The 22817-nt window shown below is 60.1% G+C and carries 24 protein-coding genes; 6 read left to right on the top strand and 18 right to left on the bottom strand.

The genetic code is table 11. The features are described 5' to 3' along the window. Nucleotides 1–27 precede the first annotated feature (27 nt). On the bottom strand, nt 28–513 hold the full coding sequence (locus tag ACOI8A_RS01675; protein WP_420649690.1) for a flavin reductase family protein: 486 nt from the start codon (nt 511–513) through the stop codon (nt 28–30). A 325-nt stretch (nt 514–838) separates the two neighbouring features. On the opposite strand from ACOI8A_RS01675, the gene ACOI8A_RS01670 reads away from it, so the two are divergent. Next, nucleotides 839–1939: a polyamine ABC transporter substrate-binding protein gene (locus tag ACOI8A_RS01670; protein WP_420649691.1), complete on the top strand. Its 1101-nt coding sequence runs from the start codon at nt 839–841 to the stop codon at nt 1937–1939. Between the two features lie 17 nt (nt 1940–1956). On the opposite strand, the gene ACOI8A_RS01665 is transcribed toward ACOI8A_RS01670, so the two are convergent. From ACOI8A_RS01665 to ACOI8A_RS01655, 3 genes are all read right to left on the bottom strand, one after another. Then, nucleotides 1957–2925, bottom strand: a complete 969-nt coding sequence (locus ACOI8A_RS01665) for a TerC family protein (protein WP_420649692.1) — start codon at nt 2923–2925, stop codon at nt 1957–1959. A gap of 135 nt (nt 2926–3060) precedes the next feature. Next, complete coding sequence (locus tag ACOI8A_RS01660) at nt 3061–4767, bottom strand: amidase (RefSeq protein WP_420649693.1); 1707 nt, start codon at nt 4765–4767, stop codon at nt 3061–3063. 126 nt (nt 4768–4893) lie between these two features. Then, the gene (locus ACOI8A_RS01655) at nt 4894–5682 is read right to left on the bottom strand and encodes an AraC family transcriptional regulator (protein ID WP_420649694.1); all 789 of its coding nucleotides are present in this window, start codon (nt 5680–5682) and stop codon (nt 4894–4896) included. Nucleotides 5683–5766: 84 nt separating this feature from the next. Between ACOI8A_RS01655 and ACOI8A_RS01650 the strand changes: the two genes are divergently transcribed. Next, complete coding sequence (locus ACOI8A_RS01650) at nt 5767–6765, top strand: bile acid:sodium symporter family protein (RefSeq protein WP_420649695.1); 999 nt, start codon at nt 5767–5769, stop codon at nt 6763–6765. An 11-nt stretch (nt 6766–6776) separates the two neighbouring features. Here the strand turns inward: ACOI8A_RS01650 and ACOI8A_RS01645 are convergent, their stop codons facing one another. Further along, nucleotides 6777–7706, bottom strand: coding sequence for a LysR family transcriptional regulator (locus ACOI8A_RS01645; RefSeq protein ID WP_420649696.1), 930 nt, complete (start codon nt 7704–7706; stop codon nt 6777–6779). Nucleotides 7707–7837: 131 nt separating this feature from the next. Between ACOI8A_RS01645 and ACOI8A_RS01640 the strand changes: the two genes are divergently transcribed. Then, nucleotides 7838–8113 (top strand): DUF2798 domain-containing protein, encoded by a 276-nt coding sequence (locus ACOI8A_RS01640; protein WP_420649697.1) that lies wholly within the window; start codon nt 7838–7840, stop codon nt 8111–8113. 363 nt (nt 8114–8476) lie between these two features. Here the strand turns inward: ACOI8A_RS01640 and ACOI8A_RS01635 are convergent, their stop codons facing one another. Then, nucleotides 8477–9655, bottom strand: coding sequence for a cystathionine gamma-synthase (locus tag ACOI8A_RS01635; protein WP_420649698.1), 1179 nt, complete (start codon nt 9653–9655; stop codon nt 8477–8479). After that, nucleotides 9652–11028, bottom strand: coding sequence for a pyridoxal-phosphate dependent enzyme (locus ACOI8A_RS01630; protein WP_420651251.1), 1377 nt, complete (start codon nt 11026–11028; stop codon nt 9652–9654). The genes ACOI8A_RS01635 and ACOI8A_RS01630 overlap by 4 nt, the downstream gene beginning before the upstream one ends. Nucleotides 11029–11254: 226 nt before the next feature. Between ACOI8A_RS01630 and ACOI8A_RS01625 the strand changes: the two genes are divergently transcribed. Both ACOI8A_RS01625 and map read left to right on the top strand, forming a co-directional pair. Continuing rightward, the gene (locus tag ACOI8A_RS01625) at nt 11255–11515 is read left to right on the top strand and encodes a ParD-like family protein (RefSeq protein ID WP_420649700.1); all 261 of its coding nucleotides are present in this window, start codon (nt 11255–11257) and stop codon (nt 11513–11515) included. Then, entirely contained in the window at nt 11512–12303 is a 792-nt protein-coding gene (gene map / locus ACOI8A_RS01620; protein ID WP_420649701.1) for a type I methionyl aminopeptidase, read from the top strand. Before ACOI8A_RS01625 ends, map begins: the two co-directional genes overlap by 4 nt. 126 nt (nt 12304–12429) lie before the next feature. Here the strand turns inward: map and ACOI8A_RS01615 are convergent, their stop codons facing one another. The 5 genes from ACOI8A_RS01615 to ribBA form a co-directional block, all read right to left on the bottom strand. Then, nucleotides 12430–13584 carry an ABC transporter ATP-binding protein gene (locus ACOI8A_RS01615; RefSeq protein WP_420649702.1) on the bottom strand — a complete coding sequence of 385 codons (1155 nt, stop codon included), beginning with the start codon at nt 13582–13584 and terminating at the stop codon, nt 12430–12432. Between the two features lie 17 nt (nt 13585–13601). Next, nucleotides 13602–14411 (bottom strand): ABC transporter permease, encoded by an 810-nt coding sequence (locus tag ACOI8A_RS01610; RefSeq protein WP_420649703.1) that lies wholly within the window; start codon nt 14409–14411, stop codon nt 13602–13604. Between the two features lie 6 nt (nt 14412–14417). Then, on the bottom strand, nt 14418–15362 hold the full coding sequence (locus ACOI8A_RS01605; protein WP_420649778.1) for an ABC transporter permease: 945 nt from the start codon (nt 15360–15362) through the stop codon (nt 14418–14420). After that, nucleotides 15359–16384: an ABC transporter substrate-binding protein gene (locus ACOI8A_RS01600; protein WP_420649704.1), complete on the bottom strand. Its 1026-nt coding sequence runs from the start codon at nt 16382–16384 to the stop codon at nt 15359–15361. The genes ACOI8A_RS01605 and ACOI8A_RS01600 overlap by 4 nt, the downstream gene beginning before the upstream one ends. 192 nt (nt 16385–16576) lie before the next feature. Beyond that, entirely contained in the window at nt 16577–17686 is a 1110-nt protein-coding gene (gene ribBA / locus ACOI8A_RS01595; RefSeq protein WP_420649705.1) for a bifunctional 3,4-dihydroxy-2-butanone-4-phosphate synthase/GTP cyclohydrolase II, read from the bottom strand. A gap of 65 nt (nt 17687–17751) precedes the next feature. Here ribBA and ACOI8A_RS01590 point away from each other — a divergent pair, with 65 nt between their 5' ends. Further along, nucleotides 17752–18045, top strand: a complete 294-nt coding sequence (locus ACOI8A_RS01590) for a DUF1330 domain-containing protein (RefSeq protein ID WP_420649706.1) — start codon at nt 17752–17754, stop codon at nt 18043–18045. A gap of 18 nt (nt 18046–18063) precedes the next feature. Here the strand turns inward: ACOI8A_RS01590 and ACOI8A_RS01585 are convergent, their stop codons facing one another. From ACOI8A_RS01585 to ACOI8A_RS01560, 6 genes are all read right to left on the bottom strand, one after another. Further along, complete coding sequence (locus ACOI8A_RS01585) at nt 18064–18627, bottom strand: NUDIX hydrolase (protein WP_420649707.1); 564 nt, start codon at nt 18625–18627, stop codon at nt 18064–18066. Between the two features lies 1 nt (nt 18628). Further along, entirely contained in the window at nt 18629–19393 is a 765-nt protein-coding gene (locus ACOI8A_RS01580) for a GntR family transcriptional regulator (RefSeq protein WP_420649708.1), read from the bottom strand. A gap of 57 nt (nt 19394–19450) precedes the next feature. Next, nucleotides 19451–19840 carry a carboxymuconolactone decarboxylase family protein gene (locus tag ACOI8A_RS01575; RefSeq protein WP_420651250.1) on the bottom strand — a complete coding sequence of 130 codons (390 nt, stop codon included), beginning with the start codon at nt 19838–19840 and terminating at the stop codon, nt 19451–19453. Between the two features lie 137 nt (nt 19841–19977). Further along, nucleotides 19978–20463, bottom strand: a complete 486-nt coding sequence (locus ACOI8A_RS01570; RefSeq protein ID WP_420649710.1) for a flavin reductase family protein — start codon at nt 20461–20463, stop codon at nt 19978–19980. A 12-nt stretch (nt 20464–20475) separates the two neighbouring features. Further along, complete coding sequence (locus ACOI8A_RS01565) at nt 20476–21957, bottom strand: aldehyde dehydrogenase (RefSeq protein ID WP_420649711.1); 1482 nt, start codon at nt 21955–21957, stop codon at nt 20476–20478. After that, nucleotides 21954–22787: an alpha/beta fold hydrolase gene (locus ACOI8A_RS01560; RefSeq protein ID WP_420649712.1), complete on the bottom strand. Its 834-nt coding sequence runs from the start codon at nt 22785–22787 to the stop codon at nt 21954–21956. The genes ACOI8A_RS01565 and ACOI8A_RS01560 overlap by 4 nt, the downstream gene beginning before the upstream one ends. Between the last annotated feature and the right edge of the window lie 30 nt (nt 22788–22817).

Genomic DNA, 22817 nt, shown 5'->3' with positions numbered 1-22817 from the left:
GGCCTGGTTGTCTGGCAATCGCTTGGATCAGGCAACGAGGGGCAGGGCGCCCATCTTGCCGTGGCAATACACCAGCGGGCCGTGGCTCTGCTGAGGCACGATCAGGTTCTTCACGGCGCCGACCATGATGGCGTGGTCGCCGCCTTCATATTCACGCCACAACTCACACTCGATGATAGCCGTCGCATTGGCGAGGATCGGATTGCCCAGATCGCTCAGCGTCCACTCGATGCCCTGCGCCTTGTCTTTTCCTTTACGCGCGAAGGCATAGGCTTCGCCTTGCTGACTGCCGGACAGCACGTGAATGGCAAAGCGTTTGTTCTTGATCAGGACCGGGTAGGAGTCGGAGCTGTAGTTGGGGCAGAACAGCACCAGCGCCGGGTCCATCGACAGCGAACTGAACGCGCTGGCGGTGAGGCCGACGATCTGACCGTCGTCATCCAGGGTGGTGATGACGGTTACGCCGGACGGGAACGAACCCATGACTTGTTTGTAGACGGCAGCATCGATCATTGAGCAATCCTCGAGTGCGTTGAAACGGGTTTTTATGAGATTTGTAGGTCTGATGGTATACCGTAATACATCGATTGCAAGGGCTTTTTCGATGAAGCGATCAGCGTCGTTTGCGTATCCCGACGGTCACGCAGATTGGCCATTTCGATCCCCTTTTGGCCAACCAACCACTGTGATCGAACCCCGACGTCGGCAAGAATCGAAACTACCGCAACACACTAAAAATATTTGACGCTTGCGCGCTTTGCCCTTGGCTACCGTTACAGCCACTGCCGTGTACAGAACATAAAAACCATCGAACTCACGTCGCATTCGGGGAAACACCATGGTCACGATGAAACGCATTCTGGGCGCCACTGTCTGTGGGCTGACGCTGCTGGCCAGCACCGTACAGGCCGAACAGCGCGAACTGCGGGTGTACAACTGGGCCGATTACATTCTGCCGGCGGTGCCCAAGGACTTCGCGGCGAAAAGCGACATCAAAGTGACTTGGGACACCTTCGACACCAACGAATCCCTGGAAGCCAAGCTGCTGACCGGTAACTCCGGCTACGACTTGGTGGTGCCGTCGAACCAGTTCCTCGACACGCAGATCAAGGCCGGCGTGTTCCAGAAACTCGACAAATCCAAACTGCCAAACTGGAGTCACCAGGATCCGGCGCTGCTCAAACTGCTCGACACCAACGACCCCGGCAACCAGTACGGCGTGCCGTACATGTACGGCACCGTGCTGATTGGCTTCAACCCGGCCAAGGTCAAGGCTGTGCTGGGCGAGAATGCGCCGGTGGACAGTTGGGATCTGGTGTTTAAACCGGAGAACATGGAGAAGCTCAAATCCTGCGGCGTGGCGATGCTTGATTCGCCGTCGGAAATCCTGCCGCTGGCCCTGCATTATCTGGGACTCGACCCGAACAGCCAGAACCCCGCTGACTACGAGAAGGCCAAAGCGCTGATGCTCAAAGTCCGCCCGTACGTGACTTACTTCAACTCGGCGAAATACATGACTGACATCGCCAACGGTGATATCTGCGTGGCCATCGGTTACTCCGGCAGCTTCTACCAATTCGCCAACCGCGCCAAAGAGGCGGGCAATGGCGTGGTGGTCGACTGGCGTTTGCCGAAAGAAGGCGCGCCGATCTGGTTCGATACGTTTGCCATTCCCAAGAGTGCGAAGAACGTGACCGAGGCGCATGAATTCCTCAACAACCTGCTCGATCCGAAGGTCATCGCTTCGATCAGTGACTTCCTTGGCTACCCGAACGCGAACAAGGATTCGATGGGTCTGATCAACAAGGAAATCACCGGCAACCCGAACCTGACGCCGACCAGTGAGGCGCTGAAAACCTTGTACGTGGTGCAGCCGCTGCCGCAGAAAATGGAACGCGTAAGGACGCGGGTCTGGACCAGTATCAAATCCGGTAACTGAGCAGCGCGCCTTTCGGGTTAATCGGACTGTGCCTGGTCTTTGCGGGTGAGGATCAGGCTCAGCGCCACTGACAACAAAATCACCCCGCCGACCACCGCCAGAGACCATTCCACCGGCATGTGAAACCACGGCATCAGTGTCATTTTCCCGCCAATAAATACCAGCACCAGCGCCAGCCCATATTTGAGCAGGTGAAACCGGTCTGCCATGTCCGCCAGCAGAAAATACAGCGCGCGCAGGCCCATGATCGCGAAGATGTTCGAGGTGAAAACAATGAACGGGTCAGTGGTGACGGCGAAGATCGCCGGGATGCTGTCAACCGCGAACATCAAGTCACTGGCCTCGATCAGCACCAGCACCAGAAACATCGGCGTGGCCCAGCGCACGCCGTTCTGACGCACAAAAAACCGTTCACCATGAAAGCCCTTGGTGATGCGCAGATGCCCACGCACCCAGCGCAATAACGGGTTGTTATCCAGATCCGGTTGCTGGTCAGCGAACACCAGCATCTTGATCCCGGTGATGATCAAAAACGCACCGAACACATACAACAACCACGCAAACTGCGAGACCAGCCAGACCCCGGCGAAGATCATTGCCGCGCGCATCACGATCGCCCCGAGCACGCCGTACAGCAGCACCCGGCGTTGCAGCTCCGGTGGCACGGCGAAATAGCCGAAGATCATCACGAAGACGAACATGTTGTCGATCGACAGCGATTGCTCGATCAAATAACCGGTGAGGAATTCCAGGGTTTTCTGTTGTGCAATTTCAGGACCGAATTCGCTATTCAGATACCACCAGAGCAACCCGGCGAAGGCCAGCGCAAGCATGCACCATGCGATGACCCAGCTCGACGCTTCGCGCACTGACACGCGGTGGGCTTTGCGGCCGCCGAAGACGAACAAGTCCACGGCGAGCATGGCGAGGATGAAAATGATGAAGGCACACCACATCCATGGTTCGCCGATGTTGATGGGCTGCATGGCGTTCTCCCGGTTTTTGTTTTGGGGTAGACGGGGCCATGCTAGCCGCGAGTTTGCTGCAAGGAAAAATCGTTTATTTTTGCCCGACTCTTCGTAAAAAACGAAGTATCGCCGTCGGGACTTCCTGTAGGTGCTTTACGTTCTCAGCGGTGGTGTACGCGGGGGCACCAGGCGTTTCGAGCCGGTAGATTCGAACGCCGAAGCCAAACGCAGCAACTCCGAATCATCATAAGCGCGCCCGGCAAACGTCAGCCCGACCGGCATGCCGATATCGGCCATCACGCCCATTGGCACGGTCACGGTTGGCACGCCGAGGTGGCGAATCGCGAGGTTGCCGTTGGCCACCCAGACGCCGTTGCTCCAGGCGATGTCTGCCGAGGCCGGATTCACATCGGCGTCCGCCGGGCCGACGTCGGCGTTGGTCGGGAACAGCACGGCGTCGAGGCCGAGGCGATCTATCCAGTCTTCGAGGTCGATCTTGCGCGTGTGTTCGAGGCCGCGCAGGCCGTCGGGCAGCGTCGGGATCTGGTCCCACGGCGTAATGCCGCGCTCGGCCATGCGCACATATTCGTCCATGCCGGCGGCCAGATCGCCTTCACGGTTGGGCAGGGTGCCAGGGTCGTGCGGGAAGATTTTCGGCCCGTCGACATCCACCAGACGATTGAGCTGCGGATCACCGTTGGCTTGCAGGAATTCATCGAACGCCCATGCCGACAGATCCCAAAGTTCATGGTGCATAAACTCTTTGGAGACGATGCCGCGATTGAACACGGTCGGTGCACCGGGACGATCGCCTTCGCAGTTGGAAACCAGCGGGAAATCGACTTCGATGACTTCGGCGCCGGCAGCTTCCAATGCTGCGCGAGCCTGTTTCCACAGATCGATCACCGAGGCGCGGGTGTTGATGCGCTGCCCGGTCGGGCCACCAATGCCCGGTTCCTCACTAGTGCCAGCCTCGGGGTCAGCGTTGATGTACATGCGCGGCACGCCCAGGCGCTTGCCGGCCAGGGATTCGCTGCTGACCGCCAGCGCGGCGTATGAAGCCGGGCGCACTGACGCAACGCTCGGGATCGGCACCCATGGTTGCAGGCGCCACAGATCGCCCCGAGTGTCGGGGTCTTCCGCGACGACCACGTCGAGCACTTCGAGCAAATCCGCCATGGTGCGCGCGTACGGCACGACCACGTCCATGGTGGGCGTCAGCGGCCAGTTGCCGCGCACCGAGATCACCCCGCGTGACGGCGTGTAGGCGCACAAGCCGTTGTTAGACGCCGGACCGCGACCGCTGGACCAGGTTTCTTCGGCCAGACCAAATGCCGAGAAACTCGCCGCAGTGGCAGTGCCGGCGCCATTCGACGAGCCGGAGGCAAACGGTGCAGTCAGGTAGTCAGCGTTGTACGGGCTCTCGGCCCGGCCATAGACGCCGCGCTGCATGCCGCCATTTGCCATCGGTGGCATGTTGGTCTTGCCCAGACAGATCGCTCCGGCCGCGCGCAGGCGCTCGATGGTGAAGGCGTCACGCTGAGCCACAAGATCGACAAATGCCGGGCTTCCGGACGCAGCGGTCAGGCCTTTGACCAGGTAGCTATCCTTGGCGGTGTAGGGAATGCCGTCCAGCGGACCGAGGGTTTTACCTTTGGCGCGACGAGCATCCGAGGCCTGCGCTTCTTGCAACGCTTCGGGGTTACGCACGACCACCGCGTTCAACGCAGTGGCGGTGTCTGCGCCGTCGTAGGCGTCGATTCTGGCGAGGTAAGCCTGCACCAGCTCGACCGCCGTGGTCTGGCCGGATTCGAGCGCTGAGCGCAGTTGGGCAATGGAAACTTCAGTGACTTCAATCATGTGATTACCGCCGAAGGGTTCTCAAAGGGTTAATCAATGGCAAACGATGTAAAAAATTATTGATGGTAAGACTCTACCCGGAACTCTGCCGAATGGCATGTGCAAAGTCGATAAATATCGGTAATTTCATCGGAAAAATTCTCCGGGTGTCTCACCGAACTGCTGGCGGAACGCGGCGATGAATGCCGAAGTTGAATCGTAACCGCAGGCCAGAGCCACGTCGGTGACGCGTTCACCTTTTTCCAGTGGCGTCAGTGCGCCGAGCAAACGCAAGCGCTGGCGCCATGCGCGGAAGGTCAGACCGGTGTCACGCAGGAACAACCGGCTGAGGGTTTTCTCTGTCACGTCAAACTTTTGCGCCCAATGGCTGAGCGTGGTCGGTTGTTCCGGATGCTGCTCCAGGCTCTGATAGATCTGCCGCAAACGCGCATCTTGCGGCAGCGGCAACATCAGATCGATCTGCGGAGCGTCGGCCAGTTGATCGAGAATCACCTGCGCCAGACGCCCGTGCGGGCCGTTTTGCTCGTACTCCACCGGCACCTGACTGAAGGCTCGGATCAACTCGCGCAACAGGTCACTGACCCCCAGTACATGGCAACGCTCGAGCGCCCATCCCGACACGCTGCAATCGATGTACAGGCTGCGCATTTCAGTGTGCGGCGAGCTGAACACCCGGTGCGGCATGCCCGCCGGAATCCACACCGCACGCTCCGGCGGCGCGACGAAGCGGCCGGCGGCGGTCTGCACTTCGAGCACACCTTGAATCGCATAAGACAACTGCACCCACGGATGACTATGACGGCGGGTCAGGGCGCGATTGGGCAGCGATTCGGTGCGCCCATACAGTGGACGCGGCAGGCTTGGCAACCCGGGAATGCTGCGTCTGACGCTCTTGTCGTGTCCTTTAGGCGGCATCTGCGGGCTCTTCGGCGTTAGTCGGTAATTCTCAAGCACGTTAGAGTCGCTTTCACGTACTGGCAACCCCCGGATGAGCAAACCATGAACCGCCCCAGATTCCTGCCCGACAACTTCACCCTGACCCTGATCGGCGTGGTGCTGCTGGCCAGCTTCCTGCCGGCCAGCGGCCAGGTCGCGGTCGGCTTCGGCTGGCTGACCAACCTCGCCATCGCGCTATTGTTTTTCCTGCACGGCGCGAAGCTGTCGCGCGAATCGATCATCGCCGGCGCCGGTCACTGGCGTCTGCATTTGCTGGTGTTCAGCCTGACCTTCGTCCTGTTTCCGCTGCTGGGGCTGGCGCTCAAACCGCTGCTCGCGCCGATGGTCGGCGACAACCTGTATATGGGCATGCTTTATCTGTGCGCGCTGCCGGCTACGGTGCAATCGGCTATCGCGTTCACTTCGCTGGCGCGCGGCAATATTCCGGCGGCGATTTGCAGTGCGGCGGCATCGAGTCTGTTCGGGATTTTCCTCACGCCGTTGCTGGTGACCTTGCTGCTGGACGTACACGGTGACGGCGGTTCGACCCTCGATGCGATCCTGAAAATCAGCGTGCAATTACTGCTGCCATTCATTGTCGGCCAGATCGCCCGGCGCTGGATCGGCGCGTGGGTCGGGCGCAACAAGAACTGGCTGAAATTCGTCGATCAGGGTTCGATTCTGCTGGTGGTATACGGCGCATTCAGCGAGGCGGTAAACGAAGGCATCTGGCATCAGATTCCTGTTCTGGAATTGCTCGGGTTGGTGCTCGCGTGCTGCATTCTGCTCGCGCTGGTGTTGCTGGCATCAACGCTGCTGGGCAAGGCGTTCGGTTTCAATCTGGAAGACCGCATCACGATTCTGTTCTGTGGCTCGAAAAAGAGCCTGGCGACCGGTGTACCGATGGCTCAGGTATTGTTCGGCGGCGCGACCATTGGCGTGCTGATTCTGCCGCTGATGCTGTTCCATCAGATTCAATTGATGGTCTGTGCGGTGTTGGCGCAGCGTTATGCGCAACGGCAGGAGTCGGTGCCGGAACTGATGGCTCAGGTCGATCCTTGATGTAGCCCCGGCTAAACGTTGTAGCCTGGCCAGCGCGTTTGCAAACGCTCAATCAAGTAATCGATGAACGCCCGGGCCTTGGGCGTCATCGCCTCGCGATCCTGCACGCAGGCATAGATATCGAGCGGCTCGGCATGGGCGTAGGTTGACGCGTCGCGCTGCTCGAACAGTGCGACGAGTTGGCCGCTTTCGATATAGGGCGCCGCCACGAATTCAGCCAGCCGTGTGATGCCTGCGCCATGAATCGCCATCTGCGCCAGTGCATCGATGTCGTCACTGATTGCAGTCGCATTGATCGGAGCATCGAAGCGCTGTCCGTCGCGGACAAATCCCCAGCGCAGAAAACGTCCGTCCAGCGGGTAGCGGAACGCCAGGCACGCGTGCCTGTGCAAGTCTTCAGGTATCTGCGGTCGGCCTGAGCGTTGCAGATAAGCAGGCGCCGCGCAGACGATGAACGGCACCGATGCAACCTGGCGCGCGACGATGGCATCCTCAAGCTGCGGCTTGATCCGCAGGCTCAGATCAATACCATCCTGAATGTGGTTGATTTTGCGGTCGGTGGTTGAAAGCTCCAGCATCAGTTGCGGATGCTTTTCAGCGAACCCCGCAATCACCGACGCCAATACATGCCGACCGAATGCCGAAGTCGAGGCGATACAAAGACGTCCCTGAAGTTGCGCTTGCGTGCTGCTGATTGCGCATTGCGCCGATTCCAGATCATGGGCAATGCGTCTGACTTTCTCGTAGTACAACGTGCCGTTTTCGGTGAGCGCCATGCTGCGCGTAGTGCGTTGCAGCAACCGCGTATTGAGGTGGGTTTCGAGGCGGGTGATGGTCTGGCTGACGGCCGCAGCGCTGACGCCGAGCTGTTTCGCGGCGCCGACGATGGAGCCTGCTTCGACTACTTTGATGAAACTTTCGATTGCTCCAAGCAGATTCATTGCGCTTCCGTCAGGTCATGGCATTCGTAAGAAACCGTTTATAAAGCACTCACGGATAAGCGTCTAGTTGCCGGTTTTTCAAGTTGGTAAGGTGCCTGGCACTTATCAATACAAGATCATCAGGGCCTGACATGAATTCGACTGATACCTCGAAAACTGCATTCCTACTTCAACGCAAGCTTTCGTCCCGCGCGACGCCTTACGTGTTTGCGCTGTATATGGCGACGATCATGGCGTTCCTGATGTCGCTGGTGATTACCGCGGCCAACTCCGGAATCGAGGGCGATTACCTTGGCAATGCGCTGCACGCGTACAAGCTCGCCATGCCCGTGGCATTTCTGTGCATTCTCGTGGTTCGGCCGATTGTGGTGAAGCTGGTTGCGCTGACTGTGCATCCTCATCGTTGAAGCAGTTGCGATAGTCGGTTCACTTCCTTGGCCGCCAGCGCTAGAAGGAAATCAGTCTAAAAACGCGCAGGCGAATCTCGGAGCTTTTACTAAGCTCAATGATGTAGGCGAAGACGCAGACTGATGCGCAAGCGGATAGCGAGGGCGCGTGGGGCGCGCTCCGAAGGGGACACGGTTAGAAAGATCTCCGCGCTGAGATCCAGCCCTTATGCCGTGTGAAGCAGCAGAGCCCGGATGGAAGCAAAATTGATTGATTGGTGCCTGTTGTGGGAGTCCCGATAAACCTCGTAAGCCAGAGACCAGCACTGGCCGCCTACTCAAACACCAAAGCCCGCATTTGCGGGCTTTGACGTTTTTGCAGGTTTAGATTGTCGCCAGCGCCTGGGCCAGATCGGCGCGCAGATCTTCTACGTCTTCCACGCCCACCGACAGACGCACCAGACCATCACCGATGCCGAGCTTGGCACGGGTTTCGGCCGGAATGGTCGCGTGGGTCATGATCGCCGGATGCTCGATCAGGCTCTCCACGCCGCCGAGACTTTCGGCCAACGCGAAGATCTGCACGTTCTCGAGGAAGCGGCGCGCACCGGCCAGATCGCTGTTCAGATCGAGAGAAATCATCCCGCCGAAACCACGCATCTGACGCTTGGCCAATGCGTGCTGTGGATGCGATTCCAGCCCCGGATAGTAAACACGCTTGACCTGCGGCTGCTGCTCCAGCCAGCGCGCCAGATCCAGTGCGTTGCTGCAATGGCGTTCCATGCGCAGCGCCAGAGTTTTCACGCCGCGCAGAGTCAGGAATGCGTCGAACGGGCCGGCGATTGCGCCAACGGCGTTCTGCAAGAATCCCAGACGCTCGGCCAGTTCGGGATTGTCGCCAACTACCGCGATGCCGCCGATCACGTCGGAGTGGCCGTTCAAATACTTGGTGGTCGAGTGCAGCACGATGTCGAAACCCAGTTCCAGCGGACGCTGAATCCATGGGCTGGCGAAGGTGTTGTCGGCCACGCAGATGATCCCGCGCGCACGGCAGATGCGGGCGATGGCGGCGAGGTCGGACAGGCTCAGCAAAGGGTTGGTCGGGGTCTCGACCATGACCATGCGCGTGTCGTCCTGTAACGAGGCTTCGAAAGCCGACAGGTCTGCCAGATCAACAAAGCTGAAGCGGTGCCCGGCGCTGCGCTGACGGACCTTGTCGAACAGGCGGAAAGTGCCGCCGTACAAGTCATTGCCGGAAACGATGTGCGAACCGGCATCGAGCAGTTCCAGCACGGTGGAAATCGTCGCCAGCCCGGAAGCGAAAGCGAACGCCTGAGTGCCGCCCTCCAGATCCGCCACGCAACGCTCCAGCGCAAAGCGCGTCGGGTTGTGCGAGCGGCCGTAGTCGAAACCTTTGTGCACGCCAGGGCTGTCTTGCAGATACGTCGAGTTGGCGTAGATCGGCGGCATCAGCGCGCCGGTGGTCGGGTCAGGGGTCTGCCCGGCGTGAATCACGCGGGTGGCGAAACCCTGCGCCGGGGCGTTCTTGTCGTGCTGACTCATGCGAGGGATCTCCGTAATTGGTTGAGCATGTCGACGTGGGTGATCAGGCCATGGAAGCCCGATTTGTCGGCGATGATTGCCACCAGACCGCGGCTGAGCACGGCTTTGAGCTCGGCCAGCGAGGCGTCCGGGGCGAGGGTTTGCAATTTTTCGGTCATGGCGCTGGAGACGGTCTGGCTGAAACGCTCAGCGTCTTCGTGCACACGCAACAGGATGTCCGATTCGTCAATCACACCGACCAGTCGCTTGCCATCAACCAGCACCGGCAGTTGCGAGACATCGGCCAGGCGCATGCGCTGGAATGCGGTCAACAGCGTATCGTCCGGGCCTACGCTGACCACTTTGCCGTCTTCGAAACGGCGCGCGATCAGGTCGCGCAGGTCGCCGTAGCCCTTGCGTTGCAGCAGGCCTTGATCGGTCATCCATTGGTCGTTGTAGACCTTCGATAAATAACGCGTGCCGGTGTCGCAGACAAAGCTCACCACGCGTTTCGGCACGGTCTGTTCGCGGCAATAACGCAGCGCAGCGGCGAACAGCGTGCCGGTCGACGAGCCGCCGAGAATGCCTTCGGCGCGCAGCAATTGGCGGGCGTGATCGAAGCTCTCTTCGTCGCTGATCGAATAGGCGTGGCGCACGCTGGACAGGTCGGCAATCGAGGGAATGAAATCCTCGCCAATGCCTTCGACTGCCCACGAACCGGCAGTGCCGATGTCGCCGCTGCGGCTGTATTCAGCCATCACCGAACCGACCGGGTCCGCCAGGACCATTTCCAGATCCGGTTGTACGCGCTGGAAGAATCGCGTCAGCCCGGTCAGCGTGCCGGCAGAGCCCACGCCAACGACGATGGCGTCCAGATCGTGTTCAGTTTGCGCCCAGATTTCCGGCGCGGTGCTGCATTCGTGGGCCAGCGGGTTGGCCGGGTTGTTGAACTGGTCGGCGAAAAACGCGCCGGGAATGTCCTTGGCCAAACGCGCGGCGACATCCTGGTAATACTCGGGATGACCCTTGCCGACGTCCGAGCGAGTGATGTGCACTTCGGCGCCCATCGCCTTGAGGTGCAACACCTTTTCGGTAGACATTTTGTCCGGCACCACCAGCACTACACGGTAGCCTTTGGCGCGACCGACCAAAGCCAGGCCCAGACCGGTGTTGCCGGCGGTGGCTTCGACGATGGTGCCGCCGGGAGTCAGGCGACCATCGCGTTCAGCGGCGTCGATCATTGCCAGACCGATACGGTCCTTGATCGAACCGCCGGGGTTTTGCGATTCGAGTTTCAGGAACAGCGTGCACAGGCCGGTATCAAACCGGGTCACGCGAACCAACGGGGTATTGCCTATCAGCCCAAGTACGGCAGGGCGTGAATCCTTCGACATCTTTGTCACCTCATTGTGTGTGGTGATTTATCGCGTTCCGATCGCGGAAAAATCTCGCGAGCAACATAAGCCCGCCTGTCACCCGCCGCAACCGAAGTCGCGCCGTATATCCGGCTATTTCGTTCTAACCATAGAACTGAAAACGTCCGCGCGGCGGCGGATTTGCAATCTTTCGTCAACCTTGGCTAATATACGATCCATATACATTTCATATCGAGTAACACTTGTGGGCATCGTAAAAATTTCCGAGGAGATGCACGAAAATCTGCGCATCTCCAGCAACGCGCTCAGCCGCTCGATCAACGCGCAGGCCGAGCACTGGATGCGCATCGGCATGCTCGCCGAGCTGCACCCGAATCTGGATCACCACGCGATCTGCCGTTTGCTGATTCGTGCGGAACAGGCCGGCGGGCTCGATCTGCAACAACTGTGTGCGCTGGCGGATGCTGCGCAGGAAATCTCGCTTCAGGAAGGCGCCAAGGCATGAAAAACCCGATCAAAATCAACACCCCGGCCGACATCGCGCAATCGCGCGCAGCCGGCAAACTGGCGGCCGAAGTGCTGGCGATGCTGGTGCCGCACGTCAAGGCTGGCGTGACGACCGATTATCTCGATCAACTGTGCAATGACTACATCGTCAATGTGCAGAAAGCGGTGCCGGCCAACGTCGGTTATCACGGCTTCCCGAAAACCGTCTGCGCGTCGGTCAACGAAGTGGTGTGCCACGGCATTCCATCGGGCCGGGTGTTGAAGGATGGCGACATCGTCAACCTCGACATCGCGGTGATCAAGGACGGCTGGTTCGGCGATACCAGTCGCATGTACGTGGTGGGCGAGGCCACGCCTGAAGCGCAGCATCTGATCAGAACCACTTACGAAGCGATGTGCGCCGGCATCCGCGTGGTGCGACCGGGCGCGACCTTGGGGGACATCGGTCATGCGATCCAGAGCCTGGCCGAGAAGGAAGGTTTCAGTGTGGTGCGCGAGTATTGCGGGCACGGGATCGGCAAGGTCTATCACGACGAGCCGCAGGTGCTGCATTACGGTTTTCCGGATCAGGGGTTGAAGCTGAAAGCGGGGATGATTTTCACCATCGAGCCGATGCTCAACGCTGGCAAGCGCCATGTGAAAAGTCTGGCGGATGGCTGGACGGTGGTGACCAAGGATATGTCACTGTCGGCGCAGTGGGAGCACATGGTGGCGGTGACGGAGGATGGGTTTGAAGTGTTGACGGTTTGGCCGGATCAGATCGAAGGCTTCGCCCCAATCAACTGAACACCACAAACCCCCTGTAGGAGCTGCCGAAGGCTGCGATCTTTTGATCTTGTTTCTAAAGATCAAAGTCAAAAGATCGCAGCCTTCGGCAGCTCCTACAGTTGGATCGTGTTTGGTGGATGTGCGTCAGTGCGCGCCGGCCGCTTTGTTTAGATCGCTTTCGCTCCATTCGGTGTACACGCAAGCATCCGCCGTCGCCCACCGCACCTGCACCGCATCCCCAGCCTGCAACGGCATCCCCGCCGCCGACAGCGCCTTCACCGTCATCGAAGTCCCCCCCGAAGTCACCACACTGCACGTCTGGCTCTCACCCAGAAACAACACCTCAACCACCTTGGCCGACACCTCATTCCAGCCCGCCGCCAACGGCTGATCGATCGCCTGCTGCGCGCTCAACGCCACAGCTTTCTCAGGGCGCACCATCAGCAACACATCCTGATCGGTCCGCAAGCCAGCCGTGAGGCGGATCGACAACGGCTGCCCTTCAAAATCCGCCGCCGCATTGCCCTGCGCTTTGAGCTTGAGGAAATTCGAGTTGCCCAGAAACGAGGCGACAAACGCATTCGGCGGATTCTGGTACAGGTCGTAACCGCTGCCCAAACCGACAATCTTGCCGTGACTGAAAATCGCGATGCGCTGGGATAAACGCATGGCTTCTTCTTGATCGTGGGTCACGTAAACGATGGTGATGCCCAGACGCCGATGCAGTTGGCGCAGTTCATCCTGCAAGTCTTCGCGCAGCTTCTTGTCCAGCGCGCCGAGCGGTTCGTCCATCAGCAGAATGCGTGGTTCGTAGACCAACGCGCGGGCGATGGCCACGCGTTGTTGTTGGCCGCCGGACAGCTGCGAAGGGCGGCGATGGGCGAATTGTTCGAGCTGCACCAGTTTCAGCATGGCGTCGACACGCTTCTCACGTTCAGCAGTGGCAAGTTTGCGGATCGCCAGCGGGAACGCGATGTTGTCGCGCACCGACAGATGCGGGAACAGCGAATAACGCTGGAACACCATGCCGATGTCGCGCTTGTGCGGCGGGACATTGACCAGCGACTGGCCGTTGACGAGGATCTCGCCGCTGCTCGGCGTTTCGAAGCCGGCGAGCATCGACAGCGTGGTGCTTTTGCCTGAGCCGCTGGAGCCGAGGAAGGTCAGGAATTCGCCGTCCTTGATGTCCAGCGAGATGTCGTCCACGGCGGCAAAGTCGCCGTAGTGCTTGTTCAGATTGCGCAGGCTGACGAGGGGTTGGTCGTTCTGCTGGGATGGGTCTTTGATCACGGCACTCATGTCGTACTCCTCAGGCCTCAGGCGCTGATTTCATTGCGCCGGCGCAGGGCGGCGGCGATCACCATCACCAGCACCGACAGGGCGATCAGCAGCGTCGAAGCGACGGCGATCACCGGAGTCAAATCCTGGCGCAGGGTGGTCCACATTTTTACGGGAAGGGTTTGCAGGGTCGGGCTGGCCATCATCACGCTGAGCACCACTTCATCCCACGAAATCAGGAAAGCGAAGAGGGCGCCGGCGACCATGCCCGGACGGATCGCCGGGAACGTCACCTTGAACACCGCTTGCAGGCGTGACGCGCCGCAGATCACCGCTGCATCTTCAATCGACTGATCGAACAGCTTCAGCGAGTTGATGATCGAGATGATGGTGAACGGCAGCGCAACGATCACATGGCTGACGACGAAGGCGAACATGGTCCCGGTGTAGCCAAGCTTGAGGAACAGCGCGTACACCGCCACGGCGATGATCACCAGCGGCACGATCATCGGCAGGGTGAACAGCGCGTAGAGCATTTCCCGGCCTGGGAAACGTCCGCGCACCAGCGCAAACGCAGTCGGCAAACCGAGGGCCACGGCGAAAATCGTCGTCAGCACTGCGACCTTGAGGCTAGCCAGGGCTGCGCTCATCCAGTCGGGATTGGAGAAGAACTGGACGTACCATTTCAGCGTCCAGCCCGGCGGCGGAAACACCAGCCACTGCGACGAGCCGAATGACAGCAGCACGATGAACACGATTGGCAACAGCAGGAACACGCCGATCAGGCCAGTGGTGGCGTAGAGGCCGAAACGCATCCGGCGGCTCATGGCATTGGGTGTCAGGAGCATCTCGGCTTACCTCGCGTTGCTGGCGCCAACCGGGGATTCCGGTTGCAGCTTCAGGTAGAAGTAGAACAGCACCAATGTGATCGCGATCAGCAACGCGGCGCCGGCACTTGCCAGGCCCCAGTTGAGGAACGATTGCACCTGCTGAATGATGAACTCCGGCAGCATCATGTTCTGCGCCCCGCCGAGCAGCGCCGGGGTGACGTAGTACCCGAGCGACATGACGAACACCATCAACCCGCCGGACGCCAGCCCCGGCCGACACAGCGGCAGGAATACCCGGAAGAAGTTGGTCCACGGACTCGCGCCGCAGATCGATCCGGCCTGCAGAATCATCGGGTCGATGGCCTGCATGGTCGCCTGCAACGGCAGCACGATGAACGGAATCATGATGTAGCTCATGCCGATCACCACGCCGGTCAGGTTGTGCACCATTTCCAGCGGCTGATCGATGACGCCCATCGCCATCAAGGCTTTGTTGATCACGCCCGAGGCCTGCAGCAGCACCAGCCATGAATAGGTGCGGGCGAGCAGGCTGGTCCACATCGACAGCAGCACAATGTTGAGGATCCAGCGACCCCAACCCCGCGGCACCAGGGTAATTGCCCAGGCCAGCGGAAAGCCCAGCAGCAGGCTGAACAGCGTCACCAGCCCCGCCACCGAGAAGGTGTTGAGCAGCACTCGTGCATAGGCCGAGTTGGCGAACAGTTGTTCGTAGTTGCCAAGGCCAGGCACAGGTTCGAGCACACCGCGCAACAGCAAGCCAATCAACGGCGCGAGAAAGAACAGGCCGAGGAACAGCAGTGCCAGCAGCAGATTACCGGCGCCGCGCCAGCGTTGTCTGAGGGACGGGGCTTGCGCCATTGCACTCGCCTTGCCTGAGGCCGAACCGGCAGCGCTCGCTGCGCTCCCGGTGGCAGTGGAGGGACGGGACGCCGTGGCCGCCATTTTCATTTGACCAGCCATTCGTTCCACCGTGTCGCGATGGCCGGACCGTTCTTGGCCCAGTACGCGAAATCAAGAGTGATCTGATCCTTAGCGTAGGCAGTCGGCAGGTTCGGGGCCAGCGTCGAGTCCAGACGCGCCACGCTGTCGAGGTTGACCGGGGCGTAAGCGGTCAGGTTGGAGAAGTCGGCCTGGCCTTTGGCACTGCTGGCGTTGGCCAGAAACTTCATCGCCGCGTCCTTGTTTTTCGAACCCTTTGGAATCACCAGAATATCGGCCATGACCAGGTTCTGTTTCCAGCTCACGCCGACCGGTGCGCCGTCTTCTTGCAGTGCGTGGACGCGACCGTTCCAGAACTGACCCATGCTCGCTTCACCGCTGGCCAGCAACTGCTGCGACTGCGCGCCGCCGCCCCACCAGACGATGTCTTTCTTGATCGTGTCGAGTTTCTTGAAGGCGCGATCCAGGTCCAGCGGGTAGAGCTTGTCCGCTGCTACACCGTCAGCGAGCAGGGCCAGTTCCAGTACGCCGGGGCTTGGCCATTTGTAGAGGGCGCGTTTGCCGGGAAAGGTTTTGGTGTCGAACAGGGCGCTCCAGTCCTGCGGCTTGTTGGCGCCGAGTTTGCCCTCGTTGTAGCCGAGCACGAAGGAGAAGAAGAACGAGCCGACGCCGTGATCGCTGACGAAACGCGGGTCGATCTTGTCGCGCTGAATGACGTTGAAATCGAGGGGTTCGAGCAGGCCTTCAGCGGCGGCACGCAGGGCGAAATCGGCTTCGACATCGACCACGTCCCACTGCACGTTGCCGCTCTCGACCATGGCTTTGAGTTTGCCGTAGTCGGTCGGCCCGTCCTGCACGACGGTGATGCCGCTGGCCTTGCTGAACGGATCGGCCCAGGCCTGTTTTTGCGCATCCTGGGTGCTACCGCCCCAGCTGACAAAATTCACGCTCTCGGTGGCCATCGCGGTCTGGCCGGTTACGCTGAGCAGTCCCGCGAAAAAGATCGCGGTTGCAGCTTTGTTCAACACCATGTTCACGCCCTCATTGTTGTGTTTTTGAGCGGGCTTGCGTTGTTGCCCGCCTGTCGGGAGCAGTAGCCGGACGGTTTTTCAGGTCATCCGGTCTATGGAATATCATATTATGGTATTCCAAACTTTGTGCAAGGGTTTTGCCTTACCGGCTATCTGGGTTTTTCATCCCAGGGGATCACCGATTTCTGTGGGTTATTCGCTGAAGGGAATGCTCTCGACCACTTCCAGATCGTAGCCAGTCAATCCGGCATATTTGAGCGGCGGACCGAGGTGGCGCAGTTTGCCGACTCCCAGGTTCTGCAAGATCCGCGCTCCCGTGCCCACTTCAGAATAGATCCGCGATTGTGAGCGACTGAACTGCCGTGGCGGCTGGGTCAATTGCGGCACGCGCTCCAGCAGCGCCTGGGAAGACTCATGATTGGCCAGCACCACAACCACGCCATGACCCTCGGCCGCGACTCGTTGCAGCGCTGCCCACAACGTCCAGTTGCTCGGCCCGCTGTAGTCAGCGCCGACCAGATCACGCAACGGATCGATCACATGCACGCGCACCAGCGTCGGTTCCTCGCGGCGCAGCTCGCCCATGACCATCGCCATGTGCACGCCGCCCTCTATGCGATCCTCGAAGGTGATCAGACGGAAAGTCCCATGCACCGTCGGCAGCTCGCGCTCGCCGATGCGTTCGATGGTGTGCTCGGTGCTCAGGCGATAGTGGATCAGGTCGGCAATGGTGCCGATCTTGATCCCGTGTTTGCGCGCGAATACTTCCAGATCCGGGCGGCGAGCCATGGTGCCGTCGTCGTTCATCACTTCGACGATTACCGAGGCCGGAGTAAAACCCGCCAGTCGCGCCAGATCGCAACCGGCCTCGGTGTGCCCGGCGCGGGTGAGCACGCCACCTTCCTTGGCGCGCAGCGGGAAGATGTGGCCGGGTTGCACCAGATCCTGCGCGCAGGCGTTCGGCGCGACAGCGGCAGCCACTGTGCAAGCACGGTCGGCGGCGGAAATTCCGGTAGTCACGCCAACTGCTGCTTCAATGGAGACGGTAAACGCCGTGCTGAACACGCTGCCATTGCTCGGCACCATCTGCTCCAGACCGAGGCGCTGGCAATGATCGTCAGTCAGGGTCAGGCAGATCAAACCGCGCGCTTCACGCGCCATGAAGCTGATCGCCTCGGGCGTGCAACGGTCAGCGGCCAGCAGCAGGTCGCCCTCGTTTTCGCGGTCTTCGTCATCCACCAGCAGGACCATTTTGCCGAGGCGATAATCTTCGATGATTTCTTCGATGCTGTTGAAGGCCATGCCGGACTCCCGATGATTGTGAAATTCGTGGTATACCATAATACAAAATCAACCAAGAGGTCACTATGAAGGCGTACTGGATTGCTCACGTAGATATCATCGATCTCGATCACTACAGCCAATACACCCAGCGCGCACCGAAGGCGTTTGCCGAGTACGGCGGGAGGTTTCTGGCTAGAGGCGGGCGCAGCGAGGCGCTGGAGGGGAGGTCGACGCCGCAGCGCAGCGTGGTGATTGAATTCGATTCATATGAGCAAGCGGTCGCGTGTTATCGCTCAGCGGCGTATCAAGAAGCCAAGCGTTACCGCGAAGATTGGGCGAAGGCAGACATCATCATCGTCGAAGGTATGGCGCCATAAGCAAACACGGCAACGCGCTCAACGCATGAAGTGAATCTTGCCGCTGTCGTCGTTGCCCATGTACATGCCATACACCCCGGCCTGGCGTTCCTCGATGTAGCGTTCGAGGATCTGCCGGATCGCCGGGTAGTAGATCTGCTCCCACGGAATATCTTCCGGGGCGAAGAATTTGTAGTCGAGGGTTTCCGGGCCGAACTGGCCGGTGATCTCCAGCGCGAGCGCGCGGAAGATGATGTACACCTCGCTGATTTTCGGCACGCTGAAAATCGAGTACGGCGAGAGGATTTCCGCGCGCACGCCGCTTTCTTCCCAGACTTCGCGCAGCGCCGCTTGTTCGGTGGTTTCGCCACTTTCCATGAAGCCGGCGGGCAGGGTCCAGGTGCCCGGGCGCGGAGGGATCGCCCGTTGGCACAACAGGTATTTGCCGTCCTGCTCGATGATGCAGCCGGCGATGATCTTCGGGTTCACATAGTGGATGTAGCCGCAGCCACGGCACATCAGGCGCTCGTGCGTATCGCCCGGCGGTAGCTGCTGATTCAGATCAGGGCCACCGCATTTCGGGCAAAAGCTCGGGCTGAACATGTCAGTGACCTATGCGTGGTTCTTTCAAAGGGATGGGCAGAGTGATCGGCGGCGTTTTTGCAGCAGTGCCGTCGGTTTCTTCCTGTTTACTCTTGAGATAATCGAGCGCCACGGCAGCCGCCGCGCGCACGTGATCGACACAGGCCTGATGCGCCACCAGCGGATCGCCGCTTTTGATCGCTTCGACCATTTTTTCCATTTCCTGATTGCTCGCGCCACGTCGGTTTGCCTGGGAAACCGAGGTCGCGCGCAGGTAGCTGATGCGCGCCTGCAACTGCCGCAGTTGCGTGGCCGCAACGTGGTTGCCGGAGCCTTCAAGCAGTACGTCGTAGAAACCCTGAACGGAGTCAATCACCTGTTGCAACTCGCCGTCCTTCAGCGCCTTGCGGTTCTCTTCGAGGGCTTTTTCCAGGGCTTTGATGTCCTTGGCCTTGGCGCGCAAGGTGAACAGCTGCACGATCAAACCTTCGAGCACGCAGCGCAATTCGTAGATGTCGACGGCATCGGCGAGGGTGATGATCGCAACACGCGGGCCTTTGGCATCGGCGAATTCCACCAGACCTTCGGACTCGAGGTGACGCAAGGCTTCACGCACCGAGGTACGGCTCACACCCAGGCGATCGCACAGATCGCGTTCGACCAGACGATCGCCCGGCAGCAGCTGAAAATTCATGATGGCGCTGCGCAGTTTATCCAGCACGATTTCGCGCAGGGTAACGGGGTTGCGATTGACCTTGAAGCTGTCGTCGAGTGGCAGGCGTTTCATGGGGTCCGCTCTTTCTATGGCTGTCCATGCCAGACGGGCATCAAAACAGCCGAGGGTTTAACTGGAGGCCTCGGCGTCGGCTTCGGCGAAGGCTTCACGGGCCAGCCGGAAACTGTCCACGGCTGTCGGAACTCCGCAATAAATGCCGACTTGAAGCAGAATTTCGCGTATTTGCTCACGACTAAGCCCGTTACGCAAGGCGCCACGCACATGCAGCTTGAGTTCGTGCGGGCGGTTGAGCGCCGAGATCATCGCCAGGTTGATCATGCTGCGCTCCTTGAGGGACAAACCCTCACGTCCCCAGACATGGCCCCAGCAATATTCGGTGACCATTTCCTGTAGCGGGCGGGTGAAGTCGTCGGCGTTGTCGAGGGAACGCTGGACGTAGGCTTCACCGAGCACCTGAGTGCGGATTTTCAGGCCCTTTTCGTACTTCTCGTTACTCATCATTCCTCCTCAAACCACTACCCCCTGTAGGAGCTGCCGAAGGCTGCGATCTTTTGATTTTGATTTTTTAAAGCAAGATCAAAGGATCGCAACCTCGTTGCACTCGACAGCTCCTACAGAGGATTTGTGTGAATCCGTCAGGCCAGTGTCGGCAGTGGCCCGAGCTTGCCTTTGTGATAAATCATCGGCGTCACCGGTTCTGCCGGCAGGATCAGGTTCTTCACCGCGCCAACAATGATCGCGTGATCGCCACCGTCATATTCGCGCCACAGCTCGCACTCGATGATCGCCGTGGCTTTCGCCAGGATCGGATTGCCGAGTTCGCTCAAGTGCCACTCGATGGCCTTGGCTTTGTCCTTGCCCTTACTGGCAAAGGCATAGGCTTCGGCCGTCTGGTCGGCGGACAGCAGATGGATCGCAAAACGCTTGCTGTCGCGCAGCACGGGGTAGGTGTCGGAGGCGTAGTTGGGGCAGAACAGCACCAGCGCCGGGTCAATCGACAGCGCACTGAAGGCGCTGGCGGTGATGCCGACGATGCCGCCATCCGGGTCGAGGGTGGTGACCACCGTGACCCCGGACGGAAACGAGCTCATGACGTCTTTGTAAATGCCGGGTTCGATCATTTTTCAGGACTCCTAGCGCATCACAAACGGATCAGGCATTGGCGCCTGGGAGAGGTTGATCCACACCGTTTTCAGTTCGGTGTAGGCCAGCACCGAGTCGATGCCGCTTTCGCGTCCATAGCCACTGTTCTTGAAGCCGCCAATCGGTGCCATCGCCGAGACCGCGCGGTAAGTGTTGACCCAAATGATCCCCGAACGCACGTCGCGCGCCAGGCGATGAGCCCGCCCCAGATCGCGGGTCCAGATGCCGGCGGCGAGGCCGAACTGTGAGTCGTTGGCAATCGCCAGCGCTTCGGCTTCGTCTTTGAAGCGGATCACCGAAGCCACCGGGCCAAAGACTTCTTCCTGCATGATCTTCATCGAATTGCTGTCGCATTCGAACAGCGTCGGTTCGTAGAACCAGCCGTCGCCAAGCCCCGTCGGACGCTTGCCACCGATGCGCAAACGCGCGCCCTCGGCAATTGCATCGGCAACCAGACCTTCGACTACCGCCAACTGCTGAGCGGTGGCCATCGGGCCCATTTCGCTGGCGTCATCCTGCGGGTTGCCGATGCGAATGCGCTGGGCACGTTCGACTAGACGGCCGACGAATTCGTCATAGATTTCGTCCTGCACCAACAGTCGCGAGCCGGACACGCAGCTTTGGCCGGACGCTGCGTAGATCCCGGCAATCGCGCCGTTGATCGCGCTGTCGAGGTCAGCGTCGGCGAAGATAATGTTCGGCGATTTGCCGCCGAGTTCCAGCGACAGCTTGGCGAAATTCTCGGCGCTGCTGCGCACCACATGCCGCGCCGTGGCCGCGCCGCCGGTGAAGGCGATCTTGCGCACCAGCGGATGGCGGGTGAGGGCGGCACCGGTGCTTGGGCCGTAGCCGGTGACGACGTTGACCACACCCGGCGGAATCCCGGCTTCGAGGGCCAGCCGCGCCAGTTCCAGAATGGTCGCCGAAGCGTGCTCGGATGGCTTGATCACAATCGTGTTGCCCGCGGCGAGTGCCGGGGCGAGTTTGATTGCGGTCAGATACAGCGGGCTGTTCCACGGAATGATCGCCGCGACCACGCCCATGGCTTCGTGCACCGTGTAGGCAAACAGGTCGGGCTTATCCAGCGGCAGTGTGCCGCCTTCAAGCTTGTCTGCAAGGCCTGCGGTGTAGTGAAAGAATTCCGGCAGATAACCGACCTGACCACGGGTTTCGCGAATCAGTTTGCCGTTGTCGCGGCTTTCCAGCTGCGCCAGTTGTTCCCTGTTCTCGCTGATCAGATCACCGAGACGCCGCAGCAGCTTGCCGCGTGCGGTGGCGGTCAATCCGCGCCACGCCGGGTTGTCGAATGCGGTCTGTGCCGCCTGCACGGCGCGTTCGACGTCGGTTTCATCGGCGTCGGGCAGTTCGGCCCAAGGCTCGGCGAGCGCCGGGTTGAGACTTTCGAAAGTCTTGCCGGAGAGGGCGTCGACCCATTCTCCGCCGATGCACATCTGGAAGCGTGCGAGCGTCATGCAACGATCCCCTTTATATGATTTTGTCGGGCGTATGCGCTGTCGAGAAATTCCATCAGCATCTGGTTGACCAGACGCGGTGACTCTACCGGCATCATATGCCGTTGCTCGGCCAGCACGGCAACCTTGGCGCCGGGAATGCGGGCGGCCAATTGCTCGGCCATTTCCGGGGTGGATCCGGGGTCGAGCTCGCCGGTGGCGATCAGCGTCGGTGCCTGGATGCTGGCGAGGTCGTCGACGCGGTACATGTCCTGGGTGGCGAACAATTCGTAGGTAGTCAGATAGCCCTGCGGATCGTTGTTCGCCAAGGTCTGGCGCAGTGCGGCGATCTGTGCCGGATTAGCCGCTTGATACTCACGGCTGAACCAGCGCGACAACGCCGCTTCGGCATTCGCATCCGGCCCATGTTCGGCAGCCTGAGCGGTGCGCGCGATAACCCCGGCGCGTTGTTCTTCGCTGCGGTTGAACACGCTATTGAGCACCACGAGGCTTTTCAGCCGCTCCGGGTAATGCAGGGCGAACGCCCGCGCCACCAGACCGCCCATGGAAAAGCCGATCACCGAAGCTTCAGGCAATTGCAGGTGGTCGAGCAGCTCCAGCAACTGATCGGCATAACCGAGCAGGGCAGTGCCGCTGGCCGGTCGCGGACTGGCGCCATGCCCGAGCATGTCGTAGGCGATCACCCGGTATTGCGTGGCCAGGCCAACGACTTGGCCGCCCCACATTTCTTTGTTCAGGCCCACGCCGTGGATCAACACCACGGGTTGGCCAACGCCTGTCGCCAGATAACTGGTGCCGGCCGGGGTGAGTTCAGCGTTGAGCCGAATCATGGAGCGCTCCTGCAATGCCTTCTTATTGTG

Origin of the sequence: Pseudomonas sp. P4795, assembly GCF_048822895.1 — a bacterium.
GTDB lineage: Bacteria > Pseudomonadota > Gammaproteobacteria > Pseudomonadales > Pseudomonadaceae > Aquipseudomonas.
The sequence above is the reverse complement of the archived record's forward strand: the minus strand, read 5'-3'. Positions and strand labels throughout refer to the sequence as shown.

Bases quoted from the DNA above. Each gene is read 5' to 3' on its own strand.
- ACOI8A_RS01600 (WP_420649704.1), bottom strand. From the start codon at position 16,384: ATGGTGTTGAACAAAGCTGCAACCGCGATCTTTTTCGCGGGACTGCTC.
- ACOI8A_RS01660 (WP_420649693.1), bottom strand. From the start codon at position 4,767: ATGATTGAAGTCACTGAAGTTTCCATTGCCCAACTGCGCTCAGCGCTC.
- ACOI8A_RS01675 (WP_420649690.1), bottom strand. From the start codon at position 513: ATGATCGATGCTGCCGTCTACAAACAAGTCATGGGTTCGTTCCCGTCC.
- ACOI8A_RS01630 (WP_420651251.1), bottom strand. From the start codon at position 11,028: ATGTCGAAGGATTCACGCCCTGCCGTACTTGGGCTGATAGGCAATACC.
- ACOI8A_RS01670 (WP_420649691.1), top strand. From the start codon at position 839: ATGGTCACGATGAAACGCATTCTGGGCGCCACTGTCTGTGGGCTGACG.
- ACOI8A_RS01645 (WP_420649696.1), bottom strand. From the start codon at position 7,706: ATGAATCTGCTTGGAGCAATCGAAAGTTTCATCAAAGTAGTCGAAGCA.
- ACOI8A_RS01650 (WP_420649695.1), top strand. From the start codon at position 5,767: ATGAACCGCCCCAGATTCCTGCCCGACAACTTCACCCTGACCCTGATC.
- ACOI8A_RS01655 (WP_420649694.1), bottom strand. From the start codon at position 5,682: ATGCCGCCTAAAGGACACGACAAGAGCGTCAGACGCAGCATTCCCGGG.
- map (WP_420649701.1), top strand. From the start codon at position 11,512: ATGAAAAACCCGATCAAAATCAACACCCCGGCCGACATCGCGCAATCG.
- ACOI8A_RS01635 (WP_420649698.1), bottom strand. From the start codon at position 9,655: ATGAGTCAGCACGACAAGAACGCCCCGGCGCAGGGTTTCGCCACCCGC.
- ACOI8A_RS01615 (WP_420649702.1), bottom strand. From the start codon at position 13,584: ATGAGTGCCGTGATCAAAGACCCATCCCAGCAGAACGACCAACCCCTC.
- ACOI8A_RS01640 (WP_420649697.1), top strand. From the start codon at position 7,838: ATGAATTCGACTGATACCTCGAAAACTGCATTCCTACTTCAACGCAAG.
- ACOI8A_RS01565 (WP_420649711.1), bottom strand. From the start codon at position 21,957: ATGACGCTCGCACGCTTCCAGATGTGCATCGGCGGAGAATGGGTCGAC.
- ACOI8A_RS01605 (WP_420649778.1), bottom strand. From the start codon at position 15,362: ATGAAAATGGCGGCCACGGCGTCCCGTCCCTCCACTGCCACCGGGAGC.
- ACOI8A_RS01575 (WP_420651250.1), bottom strand. From the start codon at position 19,840: ATGAGTAACGAGAAGTACGAAAAGGGCCTGAAAATCCGCACTCAGGTG.
- ACOI8A_RS01570 (WP_420649710.1), bottom strand. From the start codon at position 20,463: ATGATCGAACCCGGCATTTACAAAGACGTCATGAGCTCGTTTCCGTCC.
- ACOI8A_RS01590 (WP_420649706.1), top strand. From the start codon at position 17,752: ATGAAGGCGTACTGGATTGCTCACGTAGATATCATCGATCTCGATCAC.
- ACOI8A_RS01610 (WP_420649703.1), bottom strand. From the start codon at position 14,411: ATGCTCCTGACACCCAATGCCATGAGCCGCCGGATGCGTTTCGGCCTC.
- ACOI8A_RS01580 (WP_420649708.1), bottom strand. From the start codon at position 19,393: ATGAAACGCCTGCCACTCGACGACAGCTTCAAGGTCAATCGCAACCCC.
- ACOI8A_RS01585 (WP_420649707.1), bottom strand. From the start codon at position 18,627: ATGTTCAGCCCGAGCTTTTGCCCGAAATGCGGTGGCCCTGATCTGAAT.
- ribBA (WP_420649705.1), bottom strand. From the start codon at position 17,686: ATGGCCTTCAACAGCATCGAAGAAATCATCGAAGATTATCGCCTCGGC.
- ACOI8A_RS01560 (WP_420649712.1), bottom strand. From the start codon at position 22,787: ATGATTCGGCTCAACGCTGAACTCACCCCGGCCGGCACCAGTTATCTG.
- ACOI8A_RS01665 (WP_420649692.1), bottom strand. From the start codon at position 2,925: ATGCAGCCCATCAACATCGGCGAACCATGGATGTGGTGTGCCTTCATC.